Origin of the sequence: Burkholderia sp. MSMB2157WGS, assembly GCF_001532755.1 — a bacterium.
In the GTDB taxonomy this organism is placed as follows: Bacteria; Pseudomonadota; Gammaproteobacteria; order Burkholderiales; family Burkholderiaceae; genus Burkholderia.
The window spans coordinates 1221673-1248273 of the sequence record NZ_LPJG01000030.1 but is presented as its reverse complement, the minus strand read 5'-3'; the positions used below and the strand labels follow the sequence as shown (position 1 = coordinate 1248273).

The 26601-nt window shown below is 69.7% G+C and carries 26 protein-coding genes; 11 read left to right on the top strand and 15 right to left on the bottom strand.

Features of this window, described 5'->3' with window-relative positions:
- Positions 1–14: 14 nt before the first annotated feature.
- Positions 15–1121 (top strand): NAD/NADP-dependent octopine/nopaline dehydrogenase family protein, encoded by a 1107-nt coding sequence (locus tag WT53_RS24040; RefSeq protein WP_060262140.1) that lies wholly within the window; start codon positions 15–17, stop codon positions 1119–1121.
- Positions 1118–2128, top strand: a complete 1011-nt coding sequence (locus WT53_RS24035; protein ID WP_060261849.1) for a 3-hydroxybutyryl-CoA dehydrogenase — start codon at positions 1118–1120, stop codon at positions 2126–2128. The genes WT53_RS24040 and WT53_RS24035 overlap by 4 nt, the downstream gene beginning before the upstream one ends.
- An 11-nt stretch (positions 2129–2139) precedes the next feature.
- On the opposite strand, the gene WT53_RS24030 is transcribed toward WT53_RS24035, so the two are convergent.
- The 3 genes from WT53_RS24030 to WT53_RS24020 form a co-directional block, all read right to left on the bottom strand.
- Positions 2140–3477: an MFS transporter gene (locus WT53_RS24030; protein ID WP_060261846.1), complete on the bottom strand. Its 1338-nt coding sequence runs from the start codon at positions 3475–3477 to the stop codon at positions 2140–2142.
- 320 nt (positions 3478–3797) lie between these two features.
- On the bottom strand, positions 3798–4319 hold the full coding sequence (locus tag WT53_RS24025; protein ID WP_034205426.1) for a GNAT family N-acetyltransferase: 522 nt from the start codon (positions 4317–4319) through the stop codon (positions 3798–3800).
- Positions 4320–4388: 69 nt separating this feature from the next.
- Positions 4389–5132, bottom strand: coding sequence for an SDR family oxidoreductase (locus WT53_RS24020; protein WP_034205425.1), 744 nt, complete (start codon positions 5130–5132; stop codon positions 4389–4391).
- A 309-nt stretch (positions 5133–5441) separates the two neighbouring features.
- Here WT53_RS24020 and WT53_RS24015 point away from each other — a divergent pair, with 309 nt between their 5' ends.
- Positions 5442–5825: a hypothetical protein gene (locus WT53_RS24015; RefSeq protein WP_059784449.1), complete on the top strand. Its 384-nt coding sequence runs from the start codon at positions 5442–5444 to the stop codon at positions 5823–5825.
- 202 nt (positions 5826–6027) lie between these two features.
- Here the strand turns inward: WT53_RS24015 and WT53_RS24010 are convergent, their stop codons facing one another.
- Positions 6028–6888: a helix-turn-helix transcriptional regulator gene (locus WT53_RS24010; RefSeq protein WP_060261842.1), complete on the bottom strand. Its 861-nt coding sequence runs from the start codon at positions 6886–6888 to the stop codon at positions 6028–6030.
- A 95-nt stretch (positions 6889–6983) separates the two neighbouring features.
- On the opposite strand from WT53_RS24010, the gene WT53_RS24005 reads away from it, so the two are divergent.
- Positions 6984–7877, top strand: a complete 894-nt coding sequence (locus WT53_RS24005; protein ID WP_060262137.1) for an SDR family oxidoreductase — start codon at positions 6984–6986, stop codon at positions 7875–7877.
- Between the two features lie 33 nt (positions 7878–7910).
- Here the strand turns inward: WT53_RS24005 and WT53_RS24000 are convergent, their stop codons facing one another.
- The 5 genes from WT53_RS24000 to WT53_RS34225 form a co-directional block, all read right to left on the bottom strand.
- Positions 7911–8900 carry a zinc-dependent alcohol dehydrogenase family protein gene (locus WT53_RS24000; RefSeq protein ID WP_060261839.1) on the bottom strand — a complete coding sequence of 330 codons (990 nt, stop codon included), beginning with the start codon at positions 8898–8900 and terminating at the stop codon, positions 7911–7913.
- A gap of 123 nt (positions 8901–9023) precedes the next feature.
- Complete coding sequence (locus WT53_RS23995) at positions 9024–9926, bottom strand: LysR family transcriptional regulator (RefSeq protein WP_034205420.1); 903 nt, start codon at positions 9924–9926, stop codon at positions 9024–9026.
- A gap of 79 nt (positions 9927–10005) precedes the next feature.
- Positions 10006–11385, bottom strand: coding sequence for an FAD-containing oxidoreductase (locus tag WT53_RS23990; RefSeq protein WP_060261834.1), 1380 nt, complete (start codon positions 11383–11385; stop codon positions 10006–10008).
- A gap of 182 nt (positions 11386–11567) precedes the next feature.
- Complete coding sequence (locus tag WT53_RS23985) at positions 11568–12146, bottom strand: hypothetical protein (RefSeq protein WP_060261831.1); 579 nt, start codon at positions 12144–12146, stop codon at positions 11568–11570.
- A 45-nt stretch (positions 12147–12191) separates the two neighbouring features.
- A complete protein-coding gene (locus WT53_RS34225) occupies positions 12192–12386 on the bottom strand; it encodes a hypothetical protein (RefSeq protein ID WP_257127864.1) in 195 nt (64 codons plus the stop codon).
- Between the two features lie 115 nt (positions 12387–12501).
- On the opposite strand from WT53_RS34225, the gene WT53_RS23980 reads away from it, so the two are divergent.
- From WT53_RS23980 to WT53_RS23960, 5 genes are all read left to right on the top strand, one after another.
- Entirely contained in the window at positions 12502–13140 is a 639-nt protein-coding gene (locus WT53_RS23980; protein WP_060261828.1) for a LysE family translocator, read from the top strand.
- Positions 13141–13449: 309 nt separating this feature from the next.
- Complete coding sequence (locus WT53_RS23975; RefSeq protein ID WP_034205415.1) at positions 13450–14244, top strand: DUF3348 domain-containing protein; 795 nt, start codon at positions 13450–13452, stop codon at positions 14242–14244.
- 10 nt (positions 14245–14254) lie between these two features.
- Positions 14255–17302 carry a DUF802 domain-containing protein gene (locus tag WT53_RS23970; RefSeq protein ID WP_060261825.1) on the top strand — a complete coding sequence of 1016 codons (3048 nt, stop codon included), beginning with the start codon at positions 14255–14257 and terminating at the stop codon, positions 17300–17302.
- Positions 17303–17305: 3 nt separating this feature from the next.
- Entirely contained in the window at positions 17306–17950 is a 645-nt protein-coding gene (locus WT53_RS23965; RefSeq protein ID WP_034205413.1) for an OmpA family protein, read from the top strand.
- The gene (locus WT53_RS23960) at positions 17947–18573 is read left to right on the top strand and encodes a DUF2894 domain-containing protein (RefSeq protein WP_034205412.1); all 627 of its coding nucleotides are present in this window, start codon (positions 17947–17949) and stop codon (positions 18571–18573) included. Before WT53_RS23965 ends, WT53_RS23960 begins: the two co-directional genes overlap by 4 nt.
- Positions 18574–18606: 33 nt before the next feature.
- On the opposite strand, the gene WT53_RS23955 is transcribed toward WT53_RS23960, so the two are convergent.
- Positions 18607–19167 carry an NADPH-dependent FMN reductase gene (locus WT53_RS23955; protein WP_034205411.1) on the bottom strand — a complete coding sequence of 187 codons (561 nt, stop codon included), beginning with the start codon at positions 19165–19167 and terminating at the stop codon, positions 18607–18609.
- Between the two features lie 145 nt (positions 19168–19312).
- Between WT53_RS23955 and WT53_RS23950 the strand changes: the two genes are divergently transcribed.
- A complete protein-coding gene (locus WT53_RS23950; RefSeq protein WP_034205410.1) occupies positions 19313–19837 on the top strand; it encodes a hypothetical protein in 525 nt (174 codons plus the stop codon).
- A gap of 117 nt (positions 19838–19954) precedes the next feature.
- Here the strand turns inward: WT53_RS23950 and WT53_RS23945 are convergent, their stop codons facing one another.
- From WT53_RS23945 to WT53_RS34220, 4 genes are all read right to left on the bottom strand, one after another.
- On the bottom strand, positions 19955–20584 hold the full coding sequence (locus WT53_RS23945) for a hypothetical protein (RefSeq protein ID WP_052100136.1): 630 nt from the start codon (positions 20582–20584) through the stop codon (positions 19955–19957).
- Positions 20585–20689: 105 nt separating this feature from the next.
- Entirely contained in the window at positions 20690–20914 is a 225-nt protein-coding gene (locus WT53_RS33645) for a hypothetical protein (protein WP_155294390.1), read from the bottom strand.
- A gap of 250 nt (positions 20915–21164) precedes the next feature.
- A complete protein-coding gene (locus WT53_RS23940; RefSeq protein ID WP_034205409.1) occupies positions 21165–22448 on the bottom strand; it encodes an isoprenylcysteine carboxylmethyltransferase family protein in 1284 nt (427 codons plus the stop codon).
- Positions 22449–22575: 127 nt separating this feature from the next.
- On the bottom strand, positions 22576–24795 hold the full coding sequence (locus WT53_RS34220; RefSeq protein ID WP_257127863.1) for a collagen-like triple helix repeat-containing protein: 2220 nt from the start codon (positions 24793–24795) through the stop codon (positions 22576–22578).
- Between the two features lie 361 nt (positions 24796–25156).
- Here WT53_RS34220 and WT53_RS23930 point away from each other — a divergent pair, with 361 nt between their 5' ends.
- The gene (locus tag WT53_RS23930; protein ID WP_027782376.1) at positions 25157–25555 is read left to right on the top strand and encodes a carboxymuconolactone decarboxylase family protein; all 399 of its coding nucleotides are present in this window, start codon (positions 25157–25159) and stop codon (positions 25553–25555) included.
- Positions 25556–25612: 57 nt separating this feature from the next.
- On the opposite strand, the gene WT53_RS23925 is transcribed toward WT53_RS23930, so the two are convergent.
- Positions 25613–26596: an alpha/beta fold hydrolase gene (locus tag WT53_RS23925; protein ID WP_060261820.1), complete on the bottom strand. Its 984-nt coding sequence runs from the start codon at positions 26594–26596 to the stop codon at positions 25613–25615.
- Positions 26597–26601 lie beyond the last annotated feature (5 nt).

The following is a 26601-nucleotide window of genomic DNA, read 5'->3' as shown; positions in this document are numbered from 1 at the left end:
ACCGGGAGAAGACGATGAAGGTATGTGTTCTGGGCGGCGGCCACGGCTGCCATGCGGCGGCCATCGACCTGCTCGAAAAAGGCCACGACGTGACATGGTGGCGGCGCGATCGCGAGCCGCATGCGCGGCTGCGCGCGCTTGGCGTGCTGAACGTCACCGACTATCGCGGCAAGCGCGCGGTGCCGCTCGGCGATGGACCGGGCGCGATCCGTCCGACCGACGATCTCGCCGCTGCACTGCATGGCGTACGGCTCGTCGTGGTGCCGCTGCCGGCCACGTCGCACGACGCGCTCGCCACGCAGGTCGCGCCGCTGCTGGAGGACGGCCAGGTCGTGTTCCTGCCGCCCGGCACGTTCGGCAGCGCCGTGTTCGCGCGTGCGGCGGCCGACGCCGGCAACCGTTCGCGCGTCGCGTTCGCCGAAACGGGCACGCTGCCGTACCTGGTGCGCAAGCATGGCGACAACGATGTCGTGATCAGCGCGTACGCGACGCGCCTGCCGACCGGCGTATGGCCGGCGAACGCGGCCGGCTGGGCGTTCGACGTGCTGCGGGCGGGTTATCCGTCGGTCGAGCCGGTGGAGGATGCGTTGTCCGGCGCGCTGATGAACGCGGGCCCGGTGATTCACCCGCCGCTGATCCTGATGAACGCCGGGCCGCTCGAACACTTCGACGCGTGGGACATCCACAACGAAGGCACGCAGCCGTCGATCCGCCGCGTGACGAACGCGCTCGACGCCGAACGCGTCGCGGTGCGCGAAGCGCTCGGCTACCGCGCGCCGCATTTCCCGCTCGCCGATCACTATGCGACCGACGGCGACGAGTGGATGTACGGGCGCGGCGCGCACGGCAAGCTGACCGATAGCGGCGACTGGCGCGAGAAGATCGATCTGCGCACGCATCGCTACATGCTCGAAGACACCCGGCTCGGGCTGTCGTTCATCGTGTCGTGCGGGCGCTGGGCCGGCGTGCCGACGCCCGTCGCGCAGGGGCTGCTGAGCATCGCGAGTGCGGTCGCGGTGCGCGACTTGTATGCGGAAGGCCGCACGCTGGAGCGGCTCGGGCTCGCGGCGCTGTCGAAGGACGCGCTGCGCGCGCTGCTCGACGCGGGGTACGCGGCATGAAGGCGGCCGCCGATGTGACGCGCATCCACGTGCTCGGCGCGGGACGCATGGGGCAGGGCATCGCGCTCGCGTTCGCGTTCGCGGGCCTCGACGTGACGCTGATCGACTTCAAGCCGCGCGATGCGGCCGGCTTGCGCGCGTTCGACGAACGCACGCGCGGCGAGCTCGCCCGGCCCGTGCAGGCGCAGGTCGCACTGGGCCGCATCGATGCCGCGCAGGCCGACGCCGTCGTCGCGCGCATCGCGCCCGTGGCGCGCGACGGCGCGGCGGACGCGGTGCGCGACGCCGATATCGTGTTCGAAGCGCTGCCCGAAGTGCTCGATGCCAAGGCCGACGCGCTGCGCTGGCTCGGCGAGCACGTCGATGCGCACGCAACGATCGCGTCGACCACGTCGACGTTCGTCGTCACCGAATTGCAGCGCCATGTCGCGCACCCGGCGCGGATGCTGAACGCGCACTGGCTGAATCCCGCGCTGCTGATGCCGCTCGTCGAGGTCAGCCGCAGCGATGCGACCGACCGAGCCGTCGTCGACGGGCTCGCGGCGCTGCTCGAGCGCGTGGGCAAGAAGCCGGTGATCTGCGGGCCGGCGCCCGGCTATATCGTGCCGCGCATCCAGGCGCTCGCGATGAACGAGGCCGCGCGGATGGTCGAGGAGGGCGTGGCGAGCGCCGAGGACATCGACACGGCGATTCGCACCGGCTTCGGCCCGCGCTTCGCGGTGCTCGGGCTGCTCGAATTCATCGACTGGGGCGGCTGCGACATCCTTTACTACGCGTCGACGTATCTGGCCGGCGAGATCGGCCCGCGCTTCGCCCCGGCCGCGAGCGTCGTGCGCAACATGGAAGCCGGACGCGACGGCGTACGCACGGGTGCCGGCTTCCACGACTATGCAGCGGTCGACGTGCCGGCGTACATGCGGCAGCGGCTCGGCGAATTCGCGCGGCTGCTCGATCATCTCGGGCTGGCGCCGGCATTCGACGGCGCGCGGCGCGACGCCGGGCGCTGAGCGTCGCGCGTTCATGCCGAGTGGTCGCGCGAACCGTCGGCGGGCGCGATGCGCGTCTCGCGCATCGCGCACAGCGTCGCGACGGTCACGAGGCCGAGCGCAACGAGGAACAGCGACACCGGCCACGACGCGTGATAGCGCGCGAGCAGCGCGGTCGCGATCAACGGCGACATCCCGCCCGCGAAGATCGATGCGACTTCGTGGCCGAGCGCGACGCCCGAGTAACGCACCTCGGTGCTGAACAGCTCGCCGACGAGCGCGGGCAGCGTACCGATCATCGCGCCGTGGCTCACCGCCGTGCCGACCGTGAGCGCGAGCCACACGAGCGGCGTCGCGCGCGTGTCGAGCAGCCAGAAGAACGGAAACGCGCACGCGACGAGGCTCAGCGCGCCGATCAGGTACACGGGCTTGCGGCCGATCCGGTCGGACAGGCGGCCCCATGCGAGCATCGCGCCCATCTCGACGATCATCGCGATCATCACGCCGGTCAGCATCGTGCCGTTCGGGATGCCGACGTATTTGCCGTAGACGAGCGAGAACGCGAGGAAGATGTACGCGCCGCCGTTTTCGGCCACACGCAGCCCCATCGCGAGCAGGATTTCCTTCGGATGGCGGCGGATGCACTCGACGATCGGCAAATGCGTGTGCGCGCCGCGCTTGCCGGCCTGCTCGAAGTCGCGGCTTTCCGGCAGATGGCGACGAATATAGATGCCGATCGCGAAGATCGCGACGCTCGCGAGGAACGGCAGCCGCCAGCCCCACGTGCGGAACATGTCGTCCGGCAGCGCCTGCGCGGCGAGAAACGCGGCCGACGACAGCACGAAGCCGCCGCCCACGCCGAGCTGGCTCCACGCCGCGTAATAGCCGCGCTGCTCGGGCGGCGCGTTCTCGCTGATCATCAGTACGCCGCCGCCCCATTCGCCGCCGGACGCGATGCCCTGCAGCAGGCGCAGCACGACGAGCGCGGCCGGCGCCCACAGGCCGACCTGCGCATAGGTCGGCAGCAGGCCGATCGCGAAGGTCGATGCGCCCATGATCAGCAGCGTCCACACGAGCGACGCCTTGCGCCCGTAACGGTCGCCGACGTGGCCGAACACGATCCCGCCGAGCGGGCGTGCGACGAAGCCGAGCGCGAACGCCGCGAACGCGGCGAGGCTCCCGGCGAGCGGCGATGCGCCGGGCGGAAAGAACACGTGGCCGAATACCAGCGCCGCGGCGGTGCCGTACACGAAGAAGTCGTACCACTCCATCGCGTTGCCGGCGACGGAGGCGATGACGATCCGGCGCAGTTGCCGGTCGGCGAGCGGCCGGGCGGCGCTCGGGGATTGCACGGTGTCGGTCGGGTACATGGCGGGCTCTGATGGGGGGGCGGGTGCGTGCCGTCTTGTGCGGCACTGCGGGCTAGTGTTGTCGGCCCGGCTCTCCCGGTCAAATCCACAGAAAAAGGGAAGTGTCATCACTCCCGCAAATGATGGTCGCGGCGCGCGTGGCCGTGCCCGTGCGCGCTGGCGCCCGTCACCGCTCGATCTGCCGGTTCCGGCGCGTGTCCCCGTTCGTCGGCGCGGATCGAGGGCGGCTTGCGTCATGCGGTCGACGAACCGAAGACGCCGTCACTGGCTGCCTGTATTCGTTTGCGCCGCGTCGAAGCGATGCCGACGGGAGCGAACGGTCAGCGGCGGTAGATGAACTCCAGATCGGTCGATTCGCCGACCTTGAAATCGTACGTACCGACACGCTTGAAGCCTGCCTTCTCGTAGAACGCGATGGCCTTCGCGTTGCCCGACCACACGCCTAGCCATACCGGGCCGGGGCGCGTCGCGGCGAGATACTGGAGCGCGGCGTCGAACAACGCCCGTCCGGCGCCGGTTCCCTGCGTGCCGCGTCGAAGATAGATCTGATGGATCTCGCCCGCACCGTCCGTCACGTCCGGGTGCGGAAGCTTGCACGGCCCCGCATGCGCGTATCCGACCAGCGTGCCGTCGTCGCCTTCCGCGACCCACGTCCGGCACTGCGGGTCGCCGAGCTGCTCGGCGATCGCCGCAACCGAGTACGTCCGGGCTTCGTACTCGGCCAGATCGTCCGGCGGATAGTCGATGCCGAACCCGTCCTGCAGAAAGGTTTCGCGAAACGTATCGCGCTTCAATTCGGCGAGCGGGACGGCATCGGCCAGTGTCGCAACGCGGATCAACATCGAGCATCTCCAGGTTCGGTGTCGGGCCGACAGTTTATCCCGGACGAGTTCGGGCAGATGCGTCGTCTGCTAGCCCGCGACCGTCGCGGTCGGACGCACGACGATCTCGTTCACGTCGACATCGGCCGGCTGCGCGATCGCATACGCGATGGCCGCCGCGATCGCGTCGGGTTCGAGCGCGATGCTGCGGTATCGCGTCATCGCTTCGGCGGCGACCGGATCGGTAATCGTGTCGGCCAGCTCGGACGTGACGACACCCGGGCAGATGCTCGTGACGCGCAGCTTGTCGTTCTCCTGCCGCAAGCCGTCGGAGATCGCGCGTACCGCGTATTTCGTCGCGCAATAGACGGCGGCCGTCGGCGATACGCGCAATCCGCCGATCGACGACACGTTGACGATCTGGCCGAAACCCTGCCGATTCATCACCGGCAGGACGGCCGCGATGCCGTACAGCACGCCCTTGATGTTGACGTCGACCATGCGGTCCCACTCGTCGACCTTCAGCGACGCCATCGGAGACAGCGGCATGACGCCCGCGTTGTTGACGATGACGTCGATCTGCCCGTACTCGGCGAGCGCGGCGTCGACGAAGGCGACGCTGTCGTCGCGTCGCGTGACGTCGAGCGCGCGCCAGGCCGCGGTGCCGCCCTCGGCGCGAATGTCGTCGGCGAGCGCGGCGAGGCGTTCGGTACGGCGTGCGCCGAGCATCAGGCGCGCGCCGCGCGCGCCCAGATAGCGGGCGGTGGCCTCGCCGATGCCGCTGCTCGCGCCGGTGATCAGGATCACTTTCCGTTCGATGTTGTGGCCGGTCATGTCCGTTCCTCGGAGGGAGATGAAGAACCGACAGCATCGCGCGGAAGCATGCGTGACCGTTATTCCGCAAGTCCGCATTTCTTGCACGATTCTCCGAGAATGCGTGGGGCACGATCCGGCGCACGGTGGCGCCAGCGGCTTCCCGATCCGGGAAACGCGCCGATTTTGCAGCGCAGCGAAAGGCGGCGACGCTTCCGCGGCCGGCCCTCCGTAACCCGCCGGAACCCCGGCACGGCAATCATGCGGATGCCGATGGTTGACCGCCCGCGGACATGCTAGGATTTCCGACAAACAACTCCGGAGACTGCGATGCCGTTCATCTGCGAAAACGTCGAATGTCGTGCCGTGCTGGCTCGCGGGCAGGTCAGGCACCATCAGGAGGACGCGGGCTGGTGCTTCTACTGCCCCGACTGCAACGCCAGAAACGAGTTGATGAATATCGGCACGGTCAGCGGCCCTGTCGAGCTGGTTCAGCCGGAGCGGGCCAGCCCGCCGCACAAGGTCGTCGCGACGGCCCGGCCGCTGGACGACGGCCGATACGCGGCGCAATTGAGCGTCCAGCGGGCGCTCGCCGTGAAAGGCACCTACGCGGCCGAAGAGCACTGGGATCAGCTCGGCGTATTCGGCGACGCGCAGGAAGCCGTCGCGCATGCGAAGTCTTTCGCGACGGACCTGCTGCAGCGCGCGGCATAGTCGGCACTTTTCCGTGAATGAACCAGGGGCGTCGCGCGTTCAGCGCGCGACGCCCCTTTGCGTTTTCCGCGTACGTTCGTCAGTGGTCGATATCGAACGGGGCACATACTGCTTCGCGATTCGTCGATTCGTCGATTCGTCGATTCGTCGATTCGTCGATCCGTGTCGTGCGGAATCACGCTCCCGGGAAAGCCGTGCGCGGTCACACGGCCGGCGCTTGCGCCGTGCTGCGTGCCTGTTCGCGGGCCGCGACGAGCGCCCGGATCCGCTCGCGGTCGGCCGGCGTCGCCGGCGTGAAGATCACGAGGCTCAGGTCCGGGCGGCCGGTGACCGTGAACGCCGAATATTCGAACGCGATCCGGCCTGCCTGCGGATGGCGGATCTCTTTCGTGCCTTCGTGCTGCGAATGGATTGCGTGGTCGCGCCACATCGCGTCGAATTCGGCGCTCGTCGCGCGCATCTCGTCGACGAACGCCTGCACGGCCTGCGTCGCGCCGCTGCGCGCGACGTCCGCACGAAATGCCCCGACCGCGAACCGCGCGATGCGCTCCCAGTTCGGCTGCACGGCGCGCACGCGTGCGTCGACGAAGATCAGCCGCAGGATGTTGCGCGCGGCCGGCGGCAGGGTCGCGTAGTCGGTCAGCGTCGCGGCCGCCGCGTCGTTCCACGCGACGACGTCCCACGTCGCCGTGCGGATGATCGCCGGGCTCGCGTCGAGCGAATCGAGCACGTGCTGCAGGCGCGGCGTCACGCTGGCCGGCGCGTGATAGCGCACCTCGGGCGGGTGGCCGACGCCGAGCAGGAACAGGTGCTCGCGTTCGGCCTCGTTGAGCATCAGCGCGCGGGCGAGCCGGTCGAGCACGTCGGCCGACGGCGCGCCGCCGCGCCCCTGTTCGAGCCACGTGTACCACGCGGCGCTCACGTGCGCGCGCTGCGCGACTTCCTCGCGCCGCAGGCCCGGCGTGCGCCGGCGCGTGGCCGGCAGCCCGAGCGCGGCCGGGTCGAGTTTCTCGCGGCGGTCCCGCAGGTACGCGCCGAGCAGGTTGTCGGGGGCGTCAGCCATATCCTGTTAGTTCGTTTACCGGTAAACCGTCACGACTTCACCGCGAGCGGCGATCCGCACATAGTAAGCCTCCATTTCATCCGGAGGTGCTGAACATGCGTGTCTTTGTTACGGGAGCATCGGGATTCGTCGGCTCGGCCGTCGTGGCCGAACTCGTGGCGGCCGGGCACTCGGTGCTCGGGCTCGCGCGGTCCGATGCGGCCGCGGCGTCGGTCGCCGCGGCCGGCGCCGACGTCCATCGCGGGTCGCTGGAGGATCTCGACAGCCTGACGCGCGGCGCCGAGGCCGCCGATGCGGTGATCCACACGGGATTCAATCACGACTTCTCGCGCTTCGCGCAGAACTGCGAACTCGATCGCCGCGCGATCGAGACGATCGGCGCGGCGCTCGCCGGCTCGGCGCGGCCGCTGGTCGTCACGTCGGGCCTCGCGCTCGTCGCGCCCGGCCGCGCGGCGACGGAGGACGATCCGCACGTGCCGGTGTCGGCGAGCTATCCGCGTGCGTCCGAAGCGACCGCGGTCGCGCTGGAAGCGCGCGGCGTGCACGCGTCGGTCGTTCGCCTGCCGCCGTCCGTGCACGGCGACGGCGATCACGCGTTCGTGCCGCGCCTGATCGCGTTCGCGCGGGAGAAGGGCGTATCGGCGTTCGTCGGCGACGGCGAGAACCGCTGGCCGGCCGTGCACCGGCTCGACGCGGCGCGTGTGTACCGGCTCGCGATCGAACGCGGCGCGGCCGGCGCGCGTTATCACGCGGTCGACGATACGGGCGTGCCGTTCCGCGAGATCGCCGAGGTGATCGGCCGGCGGCTGAACGTGCCGGTCGTCGCGAAGTCGGCGGCGGAAGCCGGCGAGCACTTCGGCTGGTTCGCGATGTTTGCGGGGATGGATGCGCCCGCAACCAGCGAGCGCACACGGGCATCGCTCGGCTGGGCGCCGACGCAGCCGGGGTTGCTGGCCGATATCGACCGGCCGCGGTATTTCGAAAGCTGACGAGCGGCGCGCGCCGCTCGCCATGGGCGCGGCTCAGACCGTGACGACGATCTTGCCGACCTGCGCGCCGGCTTCCATGTAGCGATGCGCGTCCGCGATGTCGTCGAACGCGAACGTGCGATCGATTCGCGGCTTCAGCGTGCCGGCCGCGAGCCCGTCGACGATGAAGCGCTTCGCGCGTTCGAGCCGTTGCGCGCTGCCGGTGATCTCGAACAGCTCGTAGCCGCGCAGCGTCAGGTGGCGCGCGAGCAGGTCCATCACCGGCACCGGGATGTCGCGCGGGTCGAGCGCGCCGTACTGGAAGAACGTGCCGCCGGTGGCCAGCGCGCGCAGCAGGTTCGCCGCGTCGGGGCCGCCGACCGGGTCGAACACGAGACGCGCGCCGATGCCGCCCGTGATTTCTGCCACCTGTTGAGGCAGGTCGGCGGGGCTGCCGACGATCACGTGCTTCGCGCCTGCATCGAGCAGCGCCCGACGTTTCGATTCGCCGCGCGTCAGCGCGATCGGCACCGCGCCGATCTGGTTCGCGACCTGGATCGCGGCCTGCCCGACGCTGCTCGACGCGGCGCCGACCAGCACCGCATCGCCGCGCTGGAGCCCGCCGAGTTCGATCAGCGCGCCGTAGGCCGTCACGAACATCATCCACGTCGCGGCCGCTTCCTCGAACGACAGGCTGTCCGGATGCCTGACCACCGCATGCGCGGGCACGTTGACCACGTCGCCGTACATCCCGTAGTCGGCGAACGAGAATGCGGGCACGACGCTCACCGCGTCGCCTTCGGCGAACGCCGTCACGTTGCGGCCGACCGCCGCGACCACGCCCGACGCCTCGTAGCCGAGCGACGCCGGAAAGCGCGGCATGAACGTGTATTCGCCGCGACGGAACATGATTTCCGCGCGATTGAGGCCGATCGCCTTCACGCGTAGCTGGATGTCGTCGGGGCCCGGCGCGGGCACGTCGACGGTGTCGATCTGCAGTACGTCGGGGCCGCCGACGCGGTGGAAACGAACGATGCGGGCCATGGAGCGCTCCTTCGATGAACGGGTGTCGATGAAGCAGCATCGTAGGCGGGCGCCCGCGCCGGATAAACGCGCGGCCCGATCATTGATTGTTATTCGACGAATAACAATCGACGCGAACCCGCGCTACGCCGGATAACGCCGCGCGAACAGCTCGGTCAGCCAGTCGATGAACGCGCGTACCTTGTCGGGCAGATGCGCGCGGTTCGGGTACAGCACCGACACCGGCTTCGGCACGGCCGGCACGCCGGGCAGCAGCTCGATCAACCGGCCCGCGTCGATGCTCGGCTGCAGCGCGGGCCGCAACGCATGCACGATGCCGAGGCCGGCGAGCCCGCACGACAGCAGCGCTTCCGAGTTGTCGGTGAGCAGGCTGCTCGCGAGTTTCACCGCGACGGTTTCGCCGTGCGGGCGGAACGTCCATTCGAGCACGCGGCGATTGCGGCCGGTGAAGAAGTTGACCGCGCGATGCGTACGCAGCTCGTCGAGCGTGCGCGGCAAGCCATGGCGTGCGATATAGGCCGGCGACGCGCACGTGGCCATGTGCACCGCGCCCACGGTGCGCGCGACCATGCTCGAATCCTTCAGCGTCCCGACCCGCACCACGCAGTCGATGCCTTCGCCGATCAAATCGGCCGGCTGGTCGCTCGTGCCGAGCACGAGTTCGATCTGCGGATAGCGTTGCTGGAAATCGGGCAGCGCCGGAATCACGACCGTCTTCGCGAGCGCGAGCGCGATGTCGATCCGCAGCCGACCCTTCGGCACCGCGCGTTGCCTGGGGAACGACGCGAATGCCTCGTCGATGCTGCCGAGCAGCTGCACGCAGCGCGCATGGAACGCCTCGCCCTCGGCCGTCACGCTGACGCGGCGCGTGCTGCGGTTCAGCAGCCGGACGCCGAGCGCCTGTTCGAGCTGCTGCACCGCTTTCGTGACGGCCGGCCGATGCAGTTGCAGCGCATCGGCGGCCTGCGTGAAGTTGCCGCGTTCGACGATCTGTACGTAGATCTGCATCGCTTGCAGACGGTCCATGGCGTTCCCGGATGGCGTGGCGAGCGGCCATCTTCGCATACCGCCGGCGCGCGGTGCGCGGCCGCCCGCCTGCCGTGCGTCAGTCGATCGGATGCAGGTCCTGCAGCAGCGTCGGCACGAGCTCCGACACGGTCGGGTGGATATGCATCGCCCGGCTGATCGTCGTGTACGGCGCGCCGGCGGTCATCACGTCGAGCATGCCGTGCACCACTTCGTCGCCGGTCACGCCGAGGATCGACGCGCCGAGGATCGCGTGGCTGTCCGCGTCGACGATCACCTTCATGAAGCCCTGGCTTTCGCCTTTCTCGACCGCCCGGCCGACGCGCGTCATCGGACGCGTGCCGACCAGCAGCCGGCGGCCCGTCTGCTTCGCTTGCGCGAGCGTCATGCCGACGCGGCCGAGCGGCGGATCGATGTACATCGCGTAGGCCGCGATGCGGTCGGACACCCTGCGCGGGTCGTCGTCGAGCAGGTTGGCCGCGACGATCTCGTAGTCGTTGTACGCGGTGTGCGTGAACGCGCCGCGCCCGTTGCAGTCGCCGAGCGCCCAGATGCCGGGCACGTTGGTGCGCAACTGGTCGTCGACGGTGATGTAGCCGCGCGCGTCGGTGTCGACGCCCGCGCGGTCGAGCCCCAGATCGTCGGTGTTCGGCACGCGCCCGACCGCGAGCAGCAGGTGCGAGCCCGCGACCTCGCGGCCGCCGCCCGTGCAGTCGAGGCCGACCACGATGCCGTCGCCGTCGCGGCGCGCGCTCAGGCAGTTCGCGTCGAGCTGCACGTCGATCCCTTCGTTTTCGAGGATCTCGCGCACGGCCTGCGACACGTCTTCGTCCTCGCGTTGGACGAGGCGCGCGCCTTTCTCGACGATCGTGACCCGCGAGCCGAAGCGGCGGTACATCTGGCCGAATTCGAGGCCGACGTAGCTGCCGCCGACGATCACGAGATGGTCGGGCAGGAAGTCGACGTCCATCATCGTCGAGTTGGTCAGGTACGGCACCGAGTCGAGGCCCGGCATCGCGGGCACCTGCGCGCGTCCGCCGACGTTGATGAAGATGCGTTCGGCCTCGAGCAGTTCATCGCCCACGCGCACCGCGTTCGCGCGCTCGAATCGGGCATGACCCTGAAAGACGGTCGTGTTGTCGAGGCCGCGCACCCATTGCTCGACGCCGTGGTTCGAGCGGCCGGAGATCTGGTCCTTGCGGGCCTTCACCGCTTTCATGTCGACGGTGACGGGGCCGCCGACCGACACGCCGTACTCGCCGGCGCGCCGTGCGAGCTGCGCGGCGTACGCGCTCGCGATCAGCGTCTTGGTCGGGATGCAGCCGGTGTTCACGCAGGTGCCGCCGAAGCGGCCGCGCTCGACGATCGCGACTTTCATGCCGGCGCCGGCGAGCCGCGCGGCGAGCGGCGGCCCGGCCTGGCCGGTGCCGATGACGATTGCATCGAAGTGTTGCGTCATGACGTCCTCCTGTGCGGGGGCAACGAGGAAAGGGGCAGGCGCAAGCCGCATGCCGTGCCGGCGGTCGCCCACGGGCAACGAGCGCCTATGGTAGACCCGTTGGCCGGGTGTCGCGAGCGGCGCGCGCTCGACGTGCCGGATTGAAAAACGGCGCCGCCGCGGCGCGGGTGCGTACCGGGAGGCTAGTCCTTGCGCTTCCATTGCCCGAACGACACCGGACGGTGCGCGTCGGCGCGCGTGACGGTGACGTGGTCGGGCTTGTCGTCGAGCGGAAACGATTCGGTGACGATCTGGCTCGAAAACAGCCAGCCGTGCGTGCGCGGGTCGTAGCGGAACGTGACGTAGTCGGTCCAGTGCTGCCCGCACGCGACGGCATTCTGCACGGTGAAATAGCGGCCCTTCACCGAAAGGCCGTTGTCGGCCGCATCTGCGGGATCGAACGGATCGCACTGGCCGCCTTCGTTCGCGCGCAGCACGACCTGGTCGTTGCGCGTGGCGAGCCGGTAGGTGTGATCGGCCTGTTCCTCGTAGATCAGCAGCGGGCGCGGCGACGGCTGTTCGCGCGTATCGACCGCGCGATGCACGACGACGAGAAAGCTGTGCCGCCCATCGTCGAGACCGGGGCCGGCTTGCGCGAGCAGCGGCTGATAGCCGGGCGGCAGTTGCGCGGCGATCGACGCCGGCAGGCCGTCGGCGCGGGCTCCGGGCGGGAATGCGGCGAGGAGCGGCAGCAGCAGGGCGGAAAGGCGAAGAGCGCGCATGGCGGGCGGTCCGATCGAAAGGAGAAAAGGGGCGGTCGCGCGGCGTTACAAATCGCGCCCGGGAAGCGCGGTGCCGGGTGTCGGATTGCCGGGCGCGTCGTCGTCGAATGGGAGGTCGACCGTCGGCCGCGCGACGTCCGCGCGAAAGATCGCTTCGACGGCGGCGGCATCGTCGGGATGGCGGGCGACGCGGATCTCGATCATGGGGCGGCGCGGAATGACGGGAAAGAGGGCCAGCATAGCAGCGCACAGCCGCTTTCGGCCACGCGCGAAGCATGCCAGAATCGACGGCCTCACCCGTCGGAAACGACACGCAGGCGCCGGCGCAGCGGCGTCGCTGACCAAGGAGACGTCGATGACCGCATCGGCTGCCGTACTCGCCATCCTCGCTGCGCTGTTTCTCGGCGCGATGATCCCGGGCCCGAGCTTCGTGCTGGTGGCCCGCAATTCGATCGGGCTGTCGCGTCGCGACGGGCTCGCCACCGCGCTCGGCATGGGCATCGGCGGCATCGTGTTCGGCGGCGTCGCGCTGGCCGGGCTCTACACGCTGCTGCAGGCCGTCGAATGGCTGTACGTGGGTCTCAAGCTGGCGGGCGGCGTTTACCTGATTTACATGGCGTCGAAGATCTGGCGCGGCGCCGATCGGCCGATCGCGATGGACGATCCGCGGGCGATGGCCGGCGGCAGCGCGCGCAAGTCGTTCTGGACCGGCCTCACGACCCAGCTCAGCAACCCGAAGACGGCGATCTGGTACGGCAGCATCTTCGCGGCGCTGCTTCCGCAGCATCCGCCGCTGTGGTGTTACCTCGTGCTGCCGCCGCTCGTGTTCGCGGTCGAATTCGGCTGGTACACGCTCGTCGCGCTGTGCTTCTCGACGCGTCGGCCGCGCGAACTTTACCTGCGCGCGAAGAAATGGGTCGACCGCATCGCGGCCGGCGCGATCGCGCTGCTCGGGCTGCGGCTGATCCTGAATGCACCGAAAGCGGGGATCTGAGCGCAGCTTCGTCAGCGCGTGGCAGCGGCCGGCCATGGCCGTTGCCGATTAGCGGCGGGAACCGGCCGGGCCGCTCGCCCGAACGCCCGAACGCGCGTCGGTGTGTCGCGAACGCATCGCGTCCCGATGGCGCGGCCGCCCACCGGCCGCCGCCGAGCCTGTTTTCCGCCCGTTGCCGCTGCCCGCCGAGCCTTGCGCGACGGGCGTCCGCGCGGGGCGCACGACGCGCCGAACCGCACCGCTTCCCCGATTCCGGCGGTCGACTGCCCGACGACGTGTAAACTGCTGCCTTTTTTGACGGTTTGCAGCATGGTGCAAGCATCTCCGCGCCCGGCGTTGAGCGGTCCGACGCTCGTCCGGCTGCTCGCGCGCCTGGCCGATGCCGACGTCGCGGAATCCCGGCAGACGCTGTCCGACCGGCTGAGCCAGTGGCTCGGCTGGACCGACGCGATCACGCTGTCGTCCGCGCTGAACGCGAGCCCGCCGGGCATTGCGGCCGGCGTGCGCGGCTACGACGCCGAGCGCGACTGCGCGCGCGTGCGCCACGACCTCGCGCAGGCGATCGCGGCCAGCCACCGGCCGCGCGCGCGTCGGCGGCCGGGCGACCCGCCGCCGCCGGCCGCCGACACGGCCGATTTCGCGGACTTCCGCCAGCGTTATCTGACCCTGCAGCAGGACATGGAAACGGCGATCGGCCAATTGCGCGGCCGCCTGCGGGTCGCGCTCGCCGCGCGCTCGTCCGGGATGGCGCGGCTCGCGACGCTCGACACGATCATGGAGCGCGTGCTCGGCGCGCGCGAGCGCAGCCTGCTGTCGGCCGTGCCCGCGCTGCTCGGCACGCGCTTCGCGCGGTTGCGCGACGCGGAGCGGCAGGCGCTGGCCGAGGCCGAATCCGCGGCCGCGACGGCCGCCGGTCGCGATGCGCCCGACGCATCCGCGCCTGCCGCCGAAGGCACGGCGGCCGACAGCGCGACCGTCGCGGCGATCGTGCCCGGCGCATGGCTCGATACGTTTCGCGACGAGATGCAAAGCATCCTCCTTGCCGAACTCGAAGTCCGGTTTCAAACGGTAGACGGGCTGCTCGCGGCCCTTCGCACCTGCTAATCAACACGCTATGTCCAGAATTCGCCTTGATCTCGTTGTCTTCGTCGCCGGTCTGCTCGCAGTGGGCTGGATCGGCGCCGGCTATGTCGCGTCGAACCCGCTGGCGTCGGCCGTCACGCTGCTGATCGGCGCGTGCTACGTCGCCGGCGCATGGGAGCTGCTGCGCTACCGGCAGGCGACCGCCACGCTGTCGCACGCGGTCGCCGGCCTGACCGAGCCGCCCGCGAAACTCGACACGTGGCTCGATACGCTGCATCCGGGCCTGCGCGGCGCGGTGCGCGCACGGGTCGAAGGCGCGCGCGTCGCGCTGCCGGGCCCGGCGCTCACGCCTTATCTCGTCGGCCTGTTGGTGCTGCTCGGCATGCTCGGCACGCTGCTCGGGATGGTCGTCACGCTGAAGGGCACGGGCGCCGCGCTCGAGAGCGCGACCGATCTCGACGCGATCCGCGCGTCGCTGATCGCGCCGGTGAAGGGGCTCGGGTTCGCGTTCGGCACGTCGATCGCCGGGGTGGCCACGTCCGCGATGCTTGGGCTGTTGTCCGCGCTCGTGCGCCGCGAGCGGATCGATGCGGCCCAGCAGCTCGATGCGAAGATCGCGACGACGTTGCGCGTGCATTCGTCCGCGCATCAGCGCGACGAATCGTTCCGGCTGCTGCAGCGCCAGGCCGACGTGATGCCGGCGCTGGTCGACCGGCTGCAGACGATGATGACGACGCTCGAGGCGCGCAGCGTCGCGCTGCACGATCGCCAGCTCGAAAGTCAGCAGGCGTTTTTCGAGCGGACCGAGCGCGCGTACGCGGGCCTTGCGTCGAACGTCGGCGACGCGCTGAAGGAAAGCGCCGCCGAAAGCGCGCGCGTGGCCGGTGCGGCGCTGCAGCCGGTCGTCGCCGCGACGATGACGGGGCTCGCGCAGGAGATGGCCGCGCTGCGCGACACCGTGACGGGCGCGGTGCAGCGGCAGCTCGACGGGCTGACGGACGGCTTCGAGAAGACCGCCGGCAACGTGACGGCCGTGTGGAACCGCGCGCTCGACGAACAGCGCCGCGCGAGCGATGCCGTCGCGCAGCAGTTGCAGACGACGCTCGGCCAGTTCGCCGACACGTTCGCGCAGCGTTCGTCGGATCTGCTCGACGGCGTCGCGACGCGCCTCGAATCGACCGAAGGCCGCCTGTCGGACGCATGGCGCGAGGCGCTGTCGCGCCAGGAGCAGGCCGGCGAGACGCTGGCCGGCCAGCATGCGCGCGCGCTGGGCGAAGCCGCCGCGACGTTCGAACGCCATTCGGCCGCGACGCTCGCCGCGATGCGCGAGTCGCACGCGGGTTTGCAGACGCAACTGGCGGCGCGCGACGAAGCACGTCTGTCGGCCTGGAACGATTCGCTCGCGGCGATGGCCGCGAAGCTCGGCGACGAATGGCAGCGTGCGGGCGCGCACAGTGCGGGCCGTCAGCAGGAAATTTGCGACGCACTCGCGCAAACGACACGCGATCTCGCCGCACAGGCGTCGACGTTCGAGCAACGCTCGAACGACCTGCTGTCGACGATTCGCGACTCGCACGCTGGTCTGCAATCGCAACTGGCTGCGCGCGATGAAGAGCGTCTGTCGGCCTGGAACGATTCGCTCGCGGCGATGGCCGCGAAGCTCGGCGACGAATGGCAGCGTGCGGGCGCGCACAGTGCGGGCCGTCAGCAGGAAATTTGCGACGCACTCGCGCAAACGACACGCGATCTCGCCGCACAGGCGTCGACGTTCGAGCAACGCTCGAACGACCTGCTGTCGACGATTCGCGACTCGCACGCTGGTCTGCAATCGCAACTGGCTGCGCGCGATGAAGAGCGTCTGTCGGCCTGGAACGATTCGCTCGCCGCGATGGCCGCGAAGCTCGGCGACGAATGGCAGCGTGCGGGCGCGCACAGTGCGGGCCGTCAGCAGGAAATCTGCGACGCACTCGCGCAAACGACGCGCGACCTGGCCGCACAGGCGTCGACGTTCGAACAACGCTCGAACGATCTGCTGTCGACGATTCGCGAATCGCACGCTGGCCTGCAATCGCAACTGGCTGCGCGCGACGAAGAACGCCTGTCGGCCTGGAACGATTCGCTCGCCGCGATGGCCGCGAAGCTCGGCGAAGAATGGCAGCGCGCAGGCGTGCACAGCGCCGGCCGTCAGCAGGAAATCTGCGACGCACTCGCGCAAACGACGCGTGACTTGACAGCACAGGCGTCGACGTTCGAACAACGCTCGAACGATCTGCTGTCGACGATCCGCGAATCGCACACCGGCCTGCAATCGCAACTGGCTGCGCGCGATGAAGAGCGCCTGGCTGCCTGGAGCGATTCGCTCGCGGCGATGGCGGCCGCGCTGCGCGACGAATGGGCGCAGACGAGTGCGCAGGCCGCGGCGCGCCAGCAGGACATTTGCGACACGCTGGCCCGCACCGCGAACGACATCACCGCGCAGGCGCAGGTTCACGCGAGCGACACGATCAACGAAATCTCGCGCCTCGTGCAGGCCGCGTCGGAGGCGCCGAAGGCTGCGGCCGACGTCGTCGCCGAGCTGCGCCAGCGCCTGTCCGACAGCATGGTGCGCGACACCGCGACGCTCGAGGAGCGCAGCCGCCTGCTCGCGACGCTGGAGACGCTGCTCGGCGCGGTCAACCACGCGTCGACCGAACAGCGCGCCGCGATCGACGCGCTCGTCAGCACGTCGGCCGACCTGCTCGATCGCGTCGGCGCGCGCTTCAACGACACCGTCGACGCCGAGACGCGCAAGCTCGATTCGGTAGCCGCGCAGGTCACGGCAGGCGCCGTCGAAGTGGCGAGCCTCGGCGACGCGTTCGGGATGGCCGTGCAGGTGTTCGGCGAATCGAACGACAAGTTGCTGACCCATCTGCAGCGTATCGAAGCCGCGCTCGAGAAATCGCTCGCACGCAGCGACGAACAGCTCGAGTACTACGTCGCGCAGGCGCGCGAGGTGATCGACCTGAGCGTGATGTCGCAGAAGCAGATCGTCGAAGACCTGCAGCAGCTCGCCGGCCGGCGGGCGCCCGTCGGAGCGTAACGCATGCACGACGAAATCGACGGCGGCGCGCAATCGGCGCCGGTGTGGCCCGCGTTCGCCGACCTGATGTCGGTGCTGCTCGGCGCGTTCGTGCTGATCCTCGTCGGCGTGATCGGCATGCAGCTTCAGCTCACGGCGAAGCTCGAGGAAGCGGTGCGTGCACGCCAGCTCGAGGCGCAGCAGCGCAAGTCGCTCGAACAGGCCCTCGCCGGGCCGCTCGCGGCCGGCCGCGTGACGCTCGTGAACGGACGCATCGGCATCAGCGGCAACGTGCTGTTCGCGCTGAACTCCGACCAGTTGCAGCCCGCGGGCCGCGACCTGCTGAAGACGTTGGCCAGCCCGCTGGCCACGTACCTGAAGACGCGCGACGAGATCCTGATGGTCAGCGGCTTCGCCGACGACCAGCAGGTGCACGCCGGCAACCGCCTGTTCGCGGACAACTGGGAACTGTCGGCCAAGCGCGCGTTGACGGTCACGCGCGCGCTGATCGATGCCGGCGTGCCGGCCTCGTCGGTGTTCGCGGCCGCGTTCGGTTCCGAACAGCCGGTCAGCTCGAATGCGGACGACGAAGGCCGCGCGAAGAACCGCCGCGTGGAAATCGCGCCGGTGCCGCGCAAGTCGGCGTCGAACGGAGGAAAGGCAAAGTGACGGGCGATGCGATGCACGTCCGCGCGACGCTCGACGCATGGCGCGAGCAGGGCGCCGATCGGCTCGATCCCGTGCGCTTTCACCGGATCGACGCGCTCGAACGGCGCGCGGCCGTGCTCGACGGCGCCGCACGCGCGCTGGTCGATGCGCGGCTGGCGACGCTGCTCGAAGGGTTCGCGGCGCTCGTCGGGCGCGGCAATGACGCCGACACCCCGCGCGAGACGGGGAAAGCCGCTGCGGAGGCGCCCGCGCGCGGCGCGCTTGCCGCGCTCGTCGAAGGGCTCGCGCGCGATGCGCAGGCCGACCGGCGCGGGCTCGATCCCGAACTCATCGACTACTTCCGCGCAACGTGGTCGAAAGTCCGCACGGAACAGCAATACCGGCAGTCGCTCGACCAGGTGCCGCGCAACGCGGGGCCGCTCAATTCGAACAGCCTCGTGCACCGCTCGCTCGCGACGATGCGCGAGCTGTCGCCGGACTACCTGCAGCAGTTCCTGTCGTACGTCGATGCGCTCGCATGGCTCGAGGATCTCGTCGGCGGCGGCGCGCAGCCCGAGAAGGAAGCGCCGCGCGCGAAAGCGGCCAAACCGGCGAGAAAGACGACGCGCGCGAAGGCGCGATAACGCTACGCCGCACGCGTTCGGCGCGTGGATCGCCTACTGGCCGGCGCTCGTGTCGTCGATCGCCGCGCGCAGCGCGTGCAATGCGTCGACGAGCGCCGACGCGAACGACGGATGCGCGGCGATGCCCGCCGCATCGAGCCGGCTCCCGAGGATCGGCAGCGCGATCGACGCGGGCTCGACGATGCGCGCCGACATCACCGACAGCGTTTCGCGCAGCGCCGCGTCCGCATGCGTCGCGCGCGGCGACGCGTTCAACACGGCCACGGGCTTGTACACGACGGCCTCGCATCCCACGACCCAGTCCAGCGCGTTCTTCATCACGCCGGTGACGCCGTGCGCGTATTCCGGGCTGGCGATCAGCACGCCGTCGGCCGCGTTCAGGCGGTCGATCAGATCGCGCACCGCGGCGGGCGTCGGGTATTCGGCGTCGGGATTGAACAGCGGGAATTCGCCGAGACGATCGAAGCGCGCGATGCGCATGCCGGGCGGGGCGACGCGCGCGGCTGCGTCGAGCAGCGCCGCGTTGTACGACTGCGCGCGCAGGCTGCCGCACAGCGCGACGATGTCGATGCGGCGGCGGGGAGCGATGGCCATCGGCGAGGGTCCGGGAATGCGATACGTGGGGGCGGACGCATTATCGCACCGTGCGCGCGATCGCCGGCCGATCCGATCGCAGGCACTACAATCACGGTCTGCTTTTCGTCGGCCCGGAAATCTTTTTTTGCGGAATGATTCGCTCATGAAGCGCTGGAATGCTCTGATTCTCGTTGCCGCCACCGTGCTGGCCAGCGCTTGTGCCGGTCGTTCGTCCACGCGTGACGATGTCGCGCGCCCATCCGACGATCGAAACGTGCAGACTGCGCTCGACAGGATCGCGGCTTCCGCGAACCAACCGGTCTGCGATCCGGCGCATTTGAAAATGGAGATCGCAGAAGCGACCCGGATGATTCAGCAACAGGCAAACCAGGATGCGTTCGTCAAATCCGAGCGTCTTGCCGCGTCGTTCGCATTTTGCGGGCCGAAAAGAAACTGGGGAATGGCCACGACGGCTGAATTTGTCGGCAGCCAACTTGCTTTTGCTGTCCTGTTGCAATCGAGAATGCCGGAGCAGCAGCGAAATCTCGATGCGATCGAGCGGGATGCGCGCTGGGCCGACCTGCTTTTGCAATACGCGCGCAGGTTCCCCGGCGAACGATCGGCGGCCGAGCAGGATTGGCAGATTCTCGAACGCGGTCGCCAGGCGCTTCAGCGCGCAAGTCAGTAACGCACTCGCGCGACCATGCGCGATGGCTGGCCGCGACGGCTGCACGGTCGTCGGATCGATCGTCTTCCGGTACGTGCGGCGCGTGTCCCTGGCAAATCGTGACGACCATCGTCCCGATCAGGCGCCTGCATGGCCGCGTGGGTCCGACGATACCGGCCATCGCATCGTGCCGGATGCCACGCCGGCCATCCCGGCCGCCTGCGCGAATTCGCCGATGCCCCACCCGCGCCCGAGCAACAGCCGCCGCGTATGCAGCGCACCGTGCACGTCGTCGGCAACGGTTTCGCCGAGATAGCGCAGCGCGCGGCCTTCTACATCGACGAAGCCATGCCGGTAATCTTGCGCGAGCGCCGTCCACAACTGCGCGGCGCCGACCGACTGGCGCGCGCCGCTGATCAGGCACAGGCCCGCGTCGAGCCCCCAGCGATACAGCGTCGTCGCGAGGCCCTTGCGTTGCGCCGAGCCGCGCAGCCGCGTATGCGGCGCGCGCAGGTAGCGGTCGGCGCGGCGCGGCAGTTCGGGCAGGCGGTTGAACACCGTATAGCCGGCGAGCTGGCGCGCGGCCGGATCCTCGACATACAGGAAGTATTCGCCGTCCGCTTCGCGGTGGCGGACGATCAGGCCCGAGTGGCCGAGCGCGACGGCCGGCAGTCCGTGCAGGCGATGGCTCGGCTGGTGCAGACGTTCATGAAGGGTGTCGAGTTCGTCGTCGATGTCGTGCTGGGAATGCTGTACGTCGATACGCATGGCAAAAGCCGCCCGTCCCGGGCGGTTCGGGAAAGAGGTTCATCGCAAAAGGGAACGGAAGCGGGTGCGGCCCCCGGGCTCGGCGAAGCGAGCCGGGGCCGCGAATCAGCTGGGGATGTGCTGGAAACCGGCGGCGATCGCGGCGAGGCCCGCGATGCAGAGTGCGAACAGGATCAGGACTTTGTGGATCACGCCTCTTTCCTCATGAACGCGCGGCGCCGGCAGGCGGCGTCGCGGAGACGGTGAGCGGCGGGCACGGCCCGCACGGCCGTCGTGCGGAACGACGGTCGGGTGTCCGGCGACGGATCGTACGCGGACGGCCAGCACCATACGCGACGCGTCGGAGCCGGGCAATCGGACTGACGGAGAAAGGCGACGAAAAGCGGAGAATCGCGGCGTTTCGCGACAATTGGCCGCATGGGGCGCGCCGACACGTTCGGGAGTTATACGCGAAAGCGCATCGTCGAGCGCTGGAGGGCATGCGCGAAAAAGTGTCGTTGCGGGTGCGAAGCCTGCGACAGGTAAGCCGACGCCCATGCGAGGGACGGGAGCGGCACGGAGGCCGCCCCCGGTCGCGCCGTCACACCGCCTGCCGCGCGCCGAATGCCTGCCTGATCCGCGCGAACAGCCCGTGCTGCGCGATCCATTCGGCATACGCGCGATAGTCGGGATCGCGCATCAGATGACGCTCTTCCGTCTTCGCCCGCACGTAGTAGATCAGGTTGACCGCGACGAGCCCCGCGCAGTGCATGAGCCCGACCTGCCAGCCGAGCGGCTCGACGAACGGCACCGACACCATCCAGTACGACAGGTTCTTCGTGATGTACGCCGGATGCTTCGTGAAGCGGTACGGGCCCGACGTGATGATCCCGCGGTTGGTGAGGTTCGAGAACCGCAGCCCGAACGAGATCGTGCACAGCGCGTAGGTCAGCAGCAGCAGGATGATCGTCGCGCCCCAGATCACGCGCAGCGTCGGCGCCGACAGCAGCCAGTTGTCCCAGAACATCGAGCCTTCGTAGCGGATGTAGTTGTTCGAGATCAGCGACCAGAACGGCTGATAGCAGATCAGCGCGGCCACCCAGCCGAGCGTCGTCGGCTCGACGGTGCGCACGTGGCTGTCGAGGATGCGGAACGTGCACAGATAGCCGACGGTGCCGAACATCAGATCCATCGTGAACGACAGGTCGTACATGAACACGAAGGTCGCGATCGTCATCGGCGCATGCATCGCGTTCGCGAGCGACGCGCTCAGGTGATCGGCGTCCTTCGACAGGTAGACGGTCATCAGCGGCAGGAAGAACGCCTTTACGCCCCAGCCGGCCAGCATCTCGCGCACCGGCTTCCAGCTCGCGGGCTGCTCGCGGCGGAACAGGAAGCGGCCCCACAGCAGATACGCGTCGTCGGTCTCGCGCTGGTGGCGGTCCATCCACGCGAAGTAGAACGGCGCGGCGACGATCACGTACGGCGCGAGCGAGCGCAGCAGCGACCAGAACGGCAGGTAGAACGCGCCGTGGTATTCGGGCAGCAGCCAGTAGATCGCGCCGATGCCCGCGTAGACCGACGCCAGCGCGCCGAGCCGCGTCGCCACGCGCGCGATGCCGAGCGGCCGGACGGCCTGCCGCGACAGCCCCGCGCTCGGACGCAGGTAGACGCGCGAGACGAAGAGTTCGTGCAGCGCGATCGTGCCGATGATCGCGAGGCTCGCGATGACCGCGCGGGTGGCCGCGTCGAGGGCCGGGTGGTCGCGCGTCACCCACAGCGCGAAGAGTCCGGCCGTGATGCCGAGCAGGCCGGCGCGTAACGGCGTGGCGGAGCGGGGTGGGTGGTCCGGGGCAGCGACGACGCCGTCGAGCGTGGAGTTCATGATCGGATCCTCGTGGGTGTGAGGGCCGGCGCCCCCGCTGGGCGGGTGACGCCGGCCGTCGGCCGGGCTGTTTATGGATGCGCGCCCGGCCATTGGCCTGTCGTTCTGATACGTGATGCGTTGCCGCTTACTTCTTGGTGCCGCCGCCCAGCAGACCGCCGAGCAGGTTGGTCACCGGCGACAGCAGGTTGCCGGTGCCGCCCGCGGCGCCGCCGCTCGTGCTGCCCGTGAGGCCGGTCACCACGGAGCCGCTGCCGCCCGGCGTCGTCACGGTGCCGGCTGCGCCGCCGGGGCTGACCGTGCCGGTGGCGCCGGCCGAGCCGGCCGGCGTTCCCAGCGCGCCCGTGAGCGTGCCGACCGGGCCGCTCGTCAGCACCCCGCCGAGCGTGCCGGACAGGTTGCCGCCCGGCGTCGTGACGGTGCCGGTGAGGCTCGCGCCGAGCGGCGTCAGCGCGTTGACGAGGTTGGTGACCGGCGCCAGCAGGCCGCCGAGGCCTGCGCCACCGGTGCCGCTGGTGCCGCCGGTCCCGCTCGTTCCGCCCGTGCCGCTGGTGCCGCTCGAACCGATGCCGCCGAGTGCGCCCGTCACCGTTCCGAGCAGGCCGGTGATCGGCGCGAGCGGGCCGCCGCCGGTGCCGCTCGTTCCGCTGGTGCCGCCCGAACCGCTCGAGCTGCCGCCGCCGAGGCCGCCCGTCAACGTGCCGAGCAGGCCCGTGATCGGGGCGAGCGGATTGCTGCCGCCCGTGCCGCTGCTGGAACTGCCCGCGTTGTTGGCGTTGACGAGGCCGCCCGTCGACGTCACCGTATTGCCGAGTTGCCCCAGGACGCCGCCGAGGCTCGTGCCGACCGGGTTGTCGGTCGCGCCGCCGACCTTCGTGCCCGCGAGCGCGATGCCGTTGCCGAGCGTGCTCAACAGGCCGTTGAGCGGCGCGCCGAGCAGCGTGACGCCGCCGAGCGTCTGCGTGACGCCCGGCGTCGTGGCGCCGCCGGTCAGCGTATTCGTGATCGGGTTGATGACCTTGCCGAGCTGCGTTTCGAGCTGCTGGACCGGCGAGCTGTTCAGCGCCGTGTTCAGTGCCGATGCGGTCGAATTGACCGCGGTGCCGACCGTGTTGACGAGACTGCCGACCAGGGTCGTCGCCGGCGCGAGCGGCGACAGCGGGCCGGTGCCGAGGCTCGTCACCGCATTGCCGAGGTTGTTGACCGCACCGCCGGCGCCGGTCAGCAGGCCGGTGGTCGACGTCAGCGTCGGCCCGAGCGGGTTCGCCGACACGCCGATCGAACCGAGGCCGGCCGCGATGCCGTTGCCGAGCGATTGCACGCCGTTGCCGAGGCTGCCGACCGCGTTGCCGATGCTGGTGGCCGTCGCCGGGTTCGTGCCGGGAATCTGCACGCTGCCGATCTGACCGCCGCCGTTTACGACCGTCGTGCCGAGCGCCGTCACGAGGTTGCCGGATTTCTGCAGGACGTTGCCGAGAGGGGTGACGCCGGTGCCGGAGGTGCCCGAGGTGCCGGAAGTGCCCGACGTGCCTGAGGTACCGGAGGTACCGGAGGTGCCCGAGGTACCGGAAGTGCCGGACGTGCCCGAGGTACCGGAAGTGCCCGACGTGCCGGAAGTGCCCGACGTACCGGAGGTGCCTGACGTACCGGAAGTGCCCGACGTACCGGAAGTGCCTGAGGTACCGGAGGTGCCCGACGTACCGGAAGTGCCCGACGTACCGGAGGTGCCCGACGTACCGGAGGTGCCCGAGGTACCGGAAGTGCCCGACGTGCCGGAGGTGCCTGAGGTACCGGAGGTGCCTGAGGTACCGGAAGTGCCCGACGTACCGGAAGTGCCCGACGTACCGGAAGTGCCCGACGTACCGGAAGTGCCCGACGTACCGGAAGTGCCTGACGTACCGGAGGTGCCCGAGGTACCGGAGGTGCCCGATGTACCGGAAGTGCCCGAGGTGCCAGAAGTGCCTGACGTACCGGAGGTGCCCGAGGTACCGGACGTACCCGAGGTGCCGGAAGTGCCCGATGTACCGGACGTGCCCGAGGTGCCGGACGTACCCGAGGTACCGGACGTACCCGAGGTACCGGACGTACCCGAGGTACCGGAAGTGCCGGAGGTACCGGACGTGCCTGACGTACCAGAAGTCCCCGACGACCCCGAGCTACCGCCACCCGACGTCCCCGACGAACCGCCGCCCGACGTACCGGAAGTCCCCGACGTGCCGCTCGTCCCGGACGTGCTCGGCTTGATCGTCGGCGGGGTCGTCGGTCCGTCGACCGAGCCGCAGCCGTACAGCGCGAGCAGTGACGAGACGGCCATCGTTACCGTCGTCTTCTTGAAAAGAGTGTGCATGTTGGCCTCGACATTGGAAGTGTGTCGAGGTCTTCACTGCAAATTCCGCGCCATGACAGGTTTCGCGAAACGGTGTCGCGATTTGTTGCGGGAATCGGGAATATCGATGCGATTTAAACGGAGGAATGGCGGTTTCGCGCGACGAGGCGCACGCGGTGCGCGAACGTCGCGGCGACGATGTTCCCGCCAGGCGCCGTAACGCGCGGCCCGATGTTACGTAGCGTTCGACCGTGCGTGCCGCGGACGGGCCGCGAACCGAGCGCCGCGTCTTTGACGAAACCCCGCCGCGCGCACGAACATGGCAGGACATCTCCCGGCTGCCGGCGATGCCGAAGCGGCCCGATCCAACCAGGACACCGACATGAGCGAACAGGACAGGGAATACGGCAAGGCGCGGCGGATCGACGTGATGGGCGAGGCGTTCGTCGAGCGCGCGATGCGCGACCTCGACGGATTTTCGCGTCCGCTGCAGGACTGGCTGAACGAACATGCATGGGGCAGCACGTGGCAGCGGGGCGGGATCGACCTGAAGACGCGCAGCCTGTGCACGTGCGCGATGCTGGCGGCGCTCGGCCGCGGCACGGAGCTGAAGGGCCATATTCGCGGTGCGCTCAACAACGGCGCGAGCCTCGTCGAGATCCGCGAGGTATTGCTGCACAGCGCGCTGTACGCCGGCGCGCCGGCCGCGGTCGAGGCGTTCCGCAGCGCGCGCGAGGTGCTCTCGGATCTCGGGTTGTCGATACCCGACGACGAAGCCTGATTCGATCGCGGCGCCGGCTGCCGGGCACGTAACCCGGCCCCGCTTCGTTGCCGCGATCTACGCGATGCGTACCGGCTGCGCGGTGGCATCGACCGGCGCGGCGGCGACTTCGAGCAGCCAGTCGGCCGTCGCTTCGGGAAGCGTGACCGGCAGCATGTGCCCGCCCTCCACGACCTTCAGCCGCACGCGCGCCGATTTCCGCGCGAGCGCTTCGCCGTGCGCGCGCCAGTTCAGGATCGGATCGGCGTGGCCGTACAGCACGTCGACCGGCAGCGCGAGTTCCGCATAGCGACGCTCCATCGCGGGCAGGTCGACGGGCGCCGACAGCAGGTCCGTCGCCGTCGCGTAGAACACGTGCGGGCGCATCCCGAGCAGGCCGCCGCCCTTGACTGGGAAGTCGCGCGGCACGTCCTCCGGCGCGAACACCTGACGCACGGCATTGCGGCCCGTCAGGATCGTCAGCGGGATCGCGAAGGTCCACGACACGAAACGGCGCACGAGCGGCGACGGCAGCATCAGCGGCTTGAACGGCGCAGGCGGCTCGGTCTGCTCGTGCGACAGCGGCGCGATCAGCGCGAGTCGGCTCACGCGGTCCGCGTGGTTGAGGCCCACCGCGAGCGCGATCGCGCCGCCGAGCGAGTGGCCGACCAGCACCGGCTTGTCGAGCTTCAGCGCGTCGATGAACGCGGCGACCGTGCGGGCCTGCGCGAACACGTTCGCTTGCGACGCCGCGCCGCGCAGCGAGCGGCCGGCGCCCGGCCGGTCGATCAGGATCACGCGATGCCGCTGCGCGAGCCGCGTGAGCGGCAGGTACGCGAAATTGCGCCATTGCCCCGCCAGCCCGTGGACGAACACGATCGGCGGGCCGTTGCCGTATTCGACGTAGTGGATGCGGTCGCCGCCGATGTCGACGAAACGGCCTTCGGGCGGAAACGCGCGCGTCACGCGACGGGCCACGTAACCGGTAAACAGCGCGAGCGCGGCGAGCATCGCGACGACGCCGAGCAGCACGTTCTGGATCAGATGGAGCGTAGGAGTCATGTCGG

Coding starts and splice junctions, on each gene's coding strand:
- WT53_RS23930 (WP_027782376.1), top strand. CDS start 25,157: ATGAGCGAACAGGACAGGGAATACGGCAAGGCGCGGCGGATCGACGTG.
- WT53_RS23975 (WP_034205415.1), top strand. CDS start 13,450: ATGGTGCAAGCATCTCCGCGCCCGGCGTTGAGCGGTCCGACGCTCGTC.
- WT53_RS33645 (WP_155294390.1), bottom strand. CDS start 20,914: ATGGTGCTGGCCGTCCGCGTACGATCCGTCGCCGGACACCCGACCGTC.
- WT53_RS24005 (WP_060262137.1), top strand. CDS start 6,984: ATGCGTGTCTTTGTTACGGGAGCATCGGGATTCGTCGGCTCGGCCGTC.
- WT53_RS23925 (WP_060261820.1), bottom strand. CDS start 26,596: ATGACTCCTACGCTCCATCTGATCCAGAACGTGCTGCTCGGCGTCGTC.
- WT53_RS24035 (WP_060261849.1), top strand. CDS start 1,118: ATGAAGGCGGCCGCCGATGTGACGCGCATCCACGTGCTCGGCGCGGGA.
- WT53_RS23995 (WP_034205420.1), bottom strand. CDS start 9,926: ATGGACCGTCTGCAAGCGATGCAGATCTACGTACAGATCGTCGAACGC.
- WT53_RS23945 (WP_052100136.1), bottom strand. CDS start 20,584: ATGCGTATCGACGTACAGCATTCCCAGCACGACATCGACGACGAACTC.
- WT53_RS24000 (WP_060261839.1), bottom strand. CDS start 8,900: ATGGCCCGCATCGTTCGTTTCCACCGCGTCGGCGGCCCCGACGTACTG.
- WT53_RS24015 (WP_059784449.1), top strand. CDS start 5,442: ATGCCGTTCATCTGCGAAAACGTCGAATGTCGTGCCGTGCTGGCTCGC.
- WT53_RS23970 (WP_060261825.1), top strand. CDS start 14,255: ATGTCCAGAATTCGCCTTGATCTCGTTGTCTTCGTCGCCGGTCTGCTC.
- WT53_RS23955 (WP_034205411.1), bottom strand. CDS start 19,167: ATGGCCATCGCTCCCCGCCGCCGCATCGACATCGTCGCGCTGTGCGGC.
- WT53_RS24030 (WP_060261846.1), bottom strand. CDS start 3,477: ATGTACCCGACCGACACCGTGCAATCCCCGAGCGCCGCCCGGCCGCTC.
- WT53_RS34225 (WP_257127864.1), bottom strand. CDS start 12,386: ATGCTGGCCCTCTTTCCCGTCATTCCGCGCCGCCCCATGATCGAGATC.
- WT53_RS24020 (WP_034205425.1), bottom strand. CDS start 5,132: ATGACCGGCCACAACATCGAACGGAAAGTGATCCTGATCACCGGCGCG.
- WT53_RS34220 (WP_257127863.1), bottom strand. CDS start 24,795: ATGCACACTCTTTTCAAGAAGACGACGGTAACGATGGCCGTCTCGTCA.
- WT53_RS23940 (WP_034205409.1), bottom strand. CDS start 22,448: ATGAACTCCACGCTCGACGGCGTCGTCGCTGCCCCGGACCACCCACCC.
- WT53_RS23965 (WP_034205413.1), top strand. CDS start 17,306: ATGCACGACGAAATCGACGGCGGCGCGCAATCGGCGCCGGTGTGGCCC.
- WT53_RS24040 (WP_060262140.1), top strand. CDS start 15: ATGAAGGTATGTGTTCTGGGCGGCGGCCACGGCTGCCATGCGGCGGCC.
- WT53_RS23950 (WP_034205410.1), top strand. CDS start 19,313: ATGAAGCGCTGGAATGCTCTGATTCTCGTTGCCGCCACCGTGCTGGCC.
- WT53_RS24025 (WP_034205426.1), bottom strand. CDS start 4,319: ATGTTGATCCGCGTTGCGACACTGGCCGATGCCGTCCCGCTCGCCGAA.
- WT53_RS23990 (WP_060261834.1), bottom strand. CDS start 11,385: ATGACGCAACACTTCGATGCAATCGTCATCGGCACCGGCCAGGCCGGG.
- WT53_RS23985 (WP_060261831.1), bottom strand. CDS start 12,146: ATGCGCGCTCTTCGCCTTTCCGCCCTGCTGCTGCCGCTCCTCGCCGCA.
- WT53_RS24010 (WP_060261842.1), bottom strand. CDS start 6,888: ATGGCTGACGCCCCCGACAACCTGCTCGGCGCGTACCTGCGGGACCGC.
- WT53_RS23980 (WP_060261828.1), top strand. CDS start 12,502: ATGACCGCATCGGCTGCCGTACTCGCCATCCTCGCTGCGCTGTTTCTC.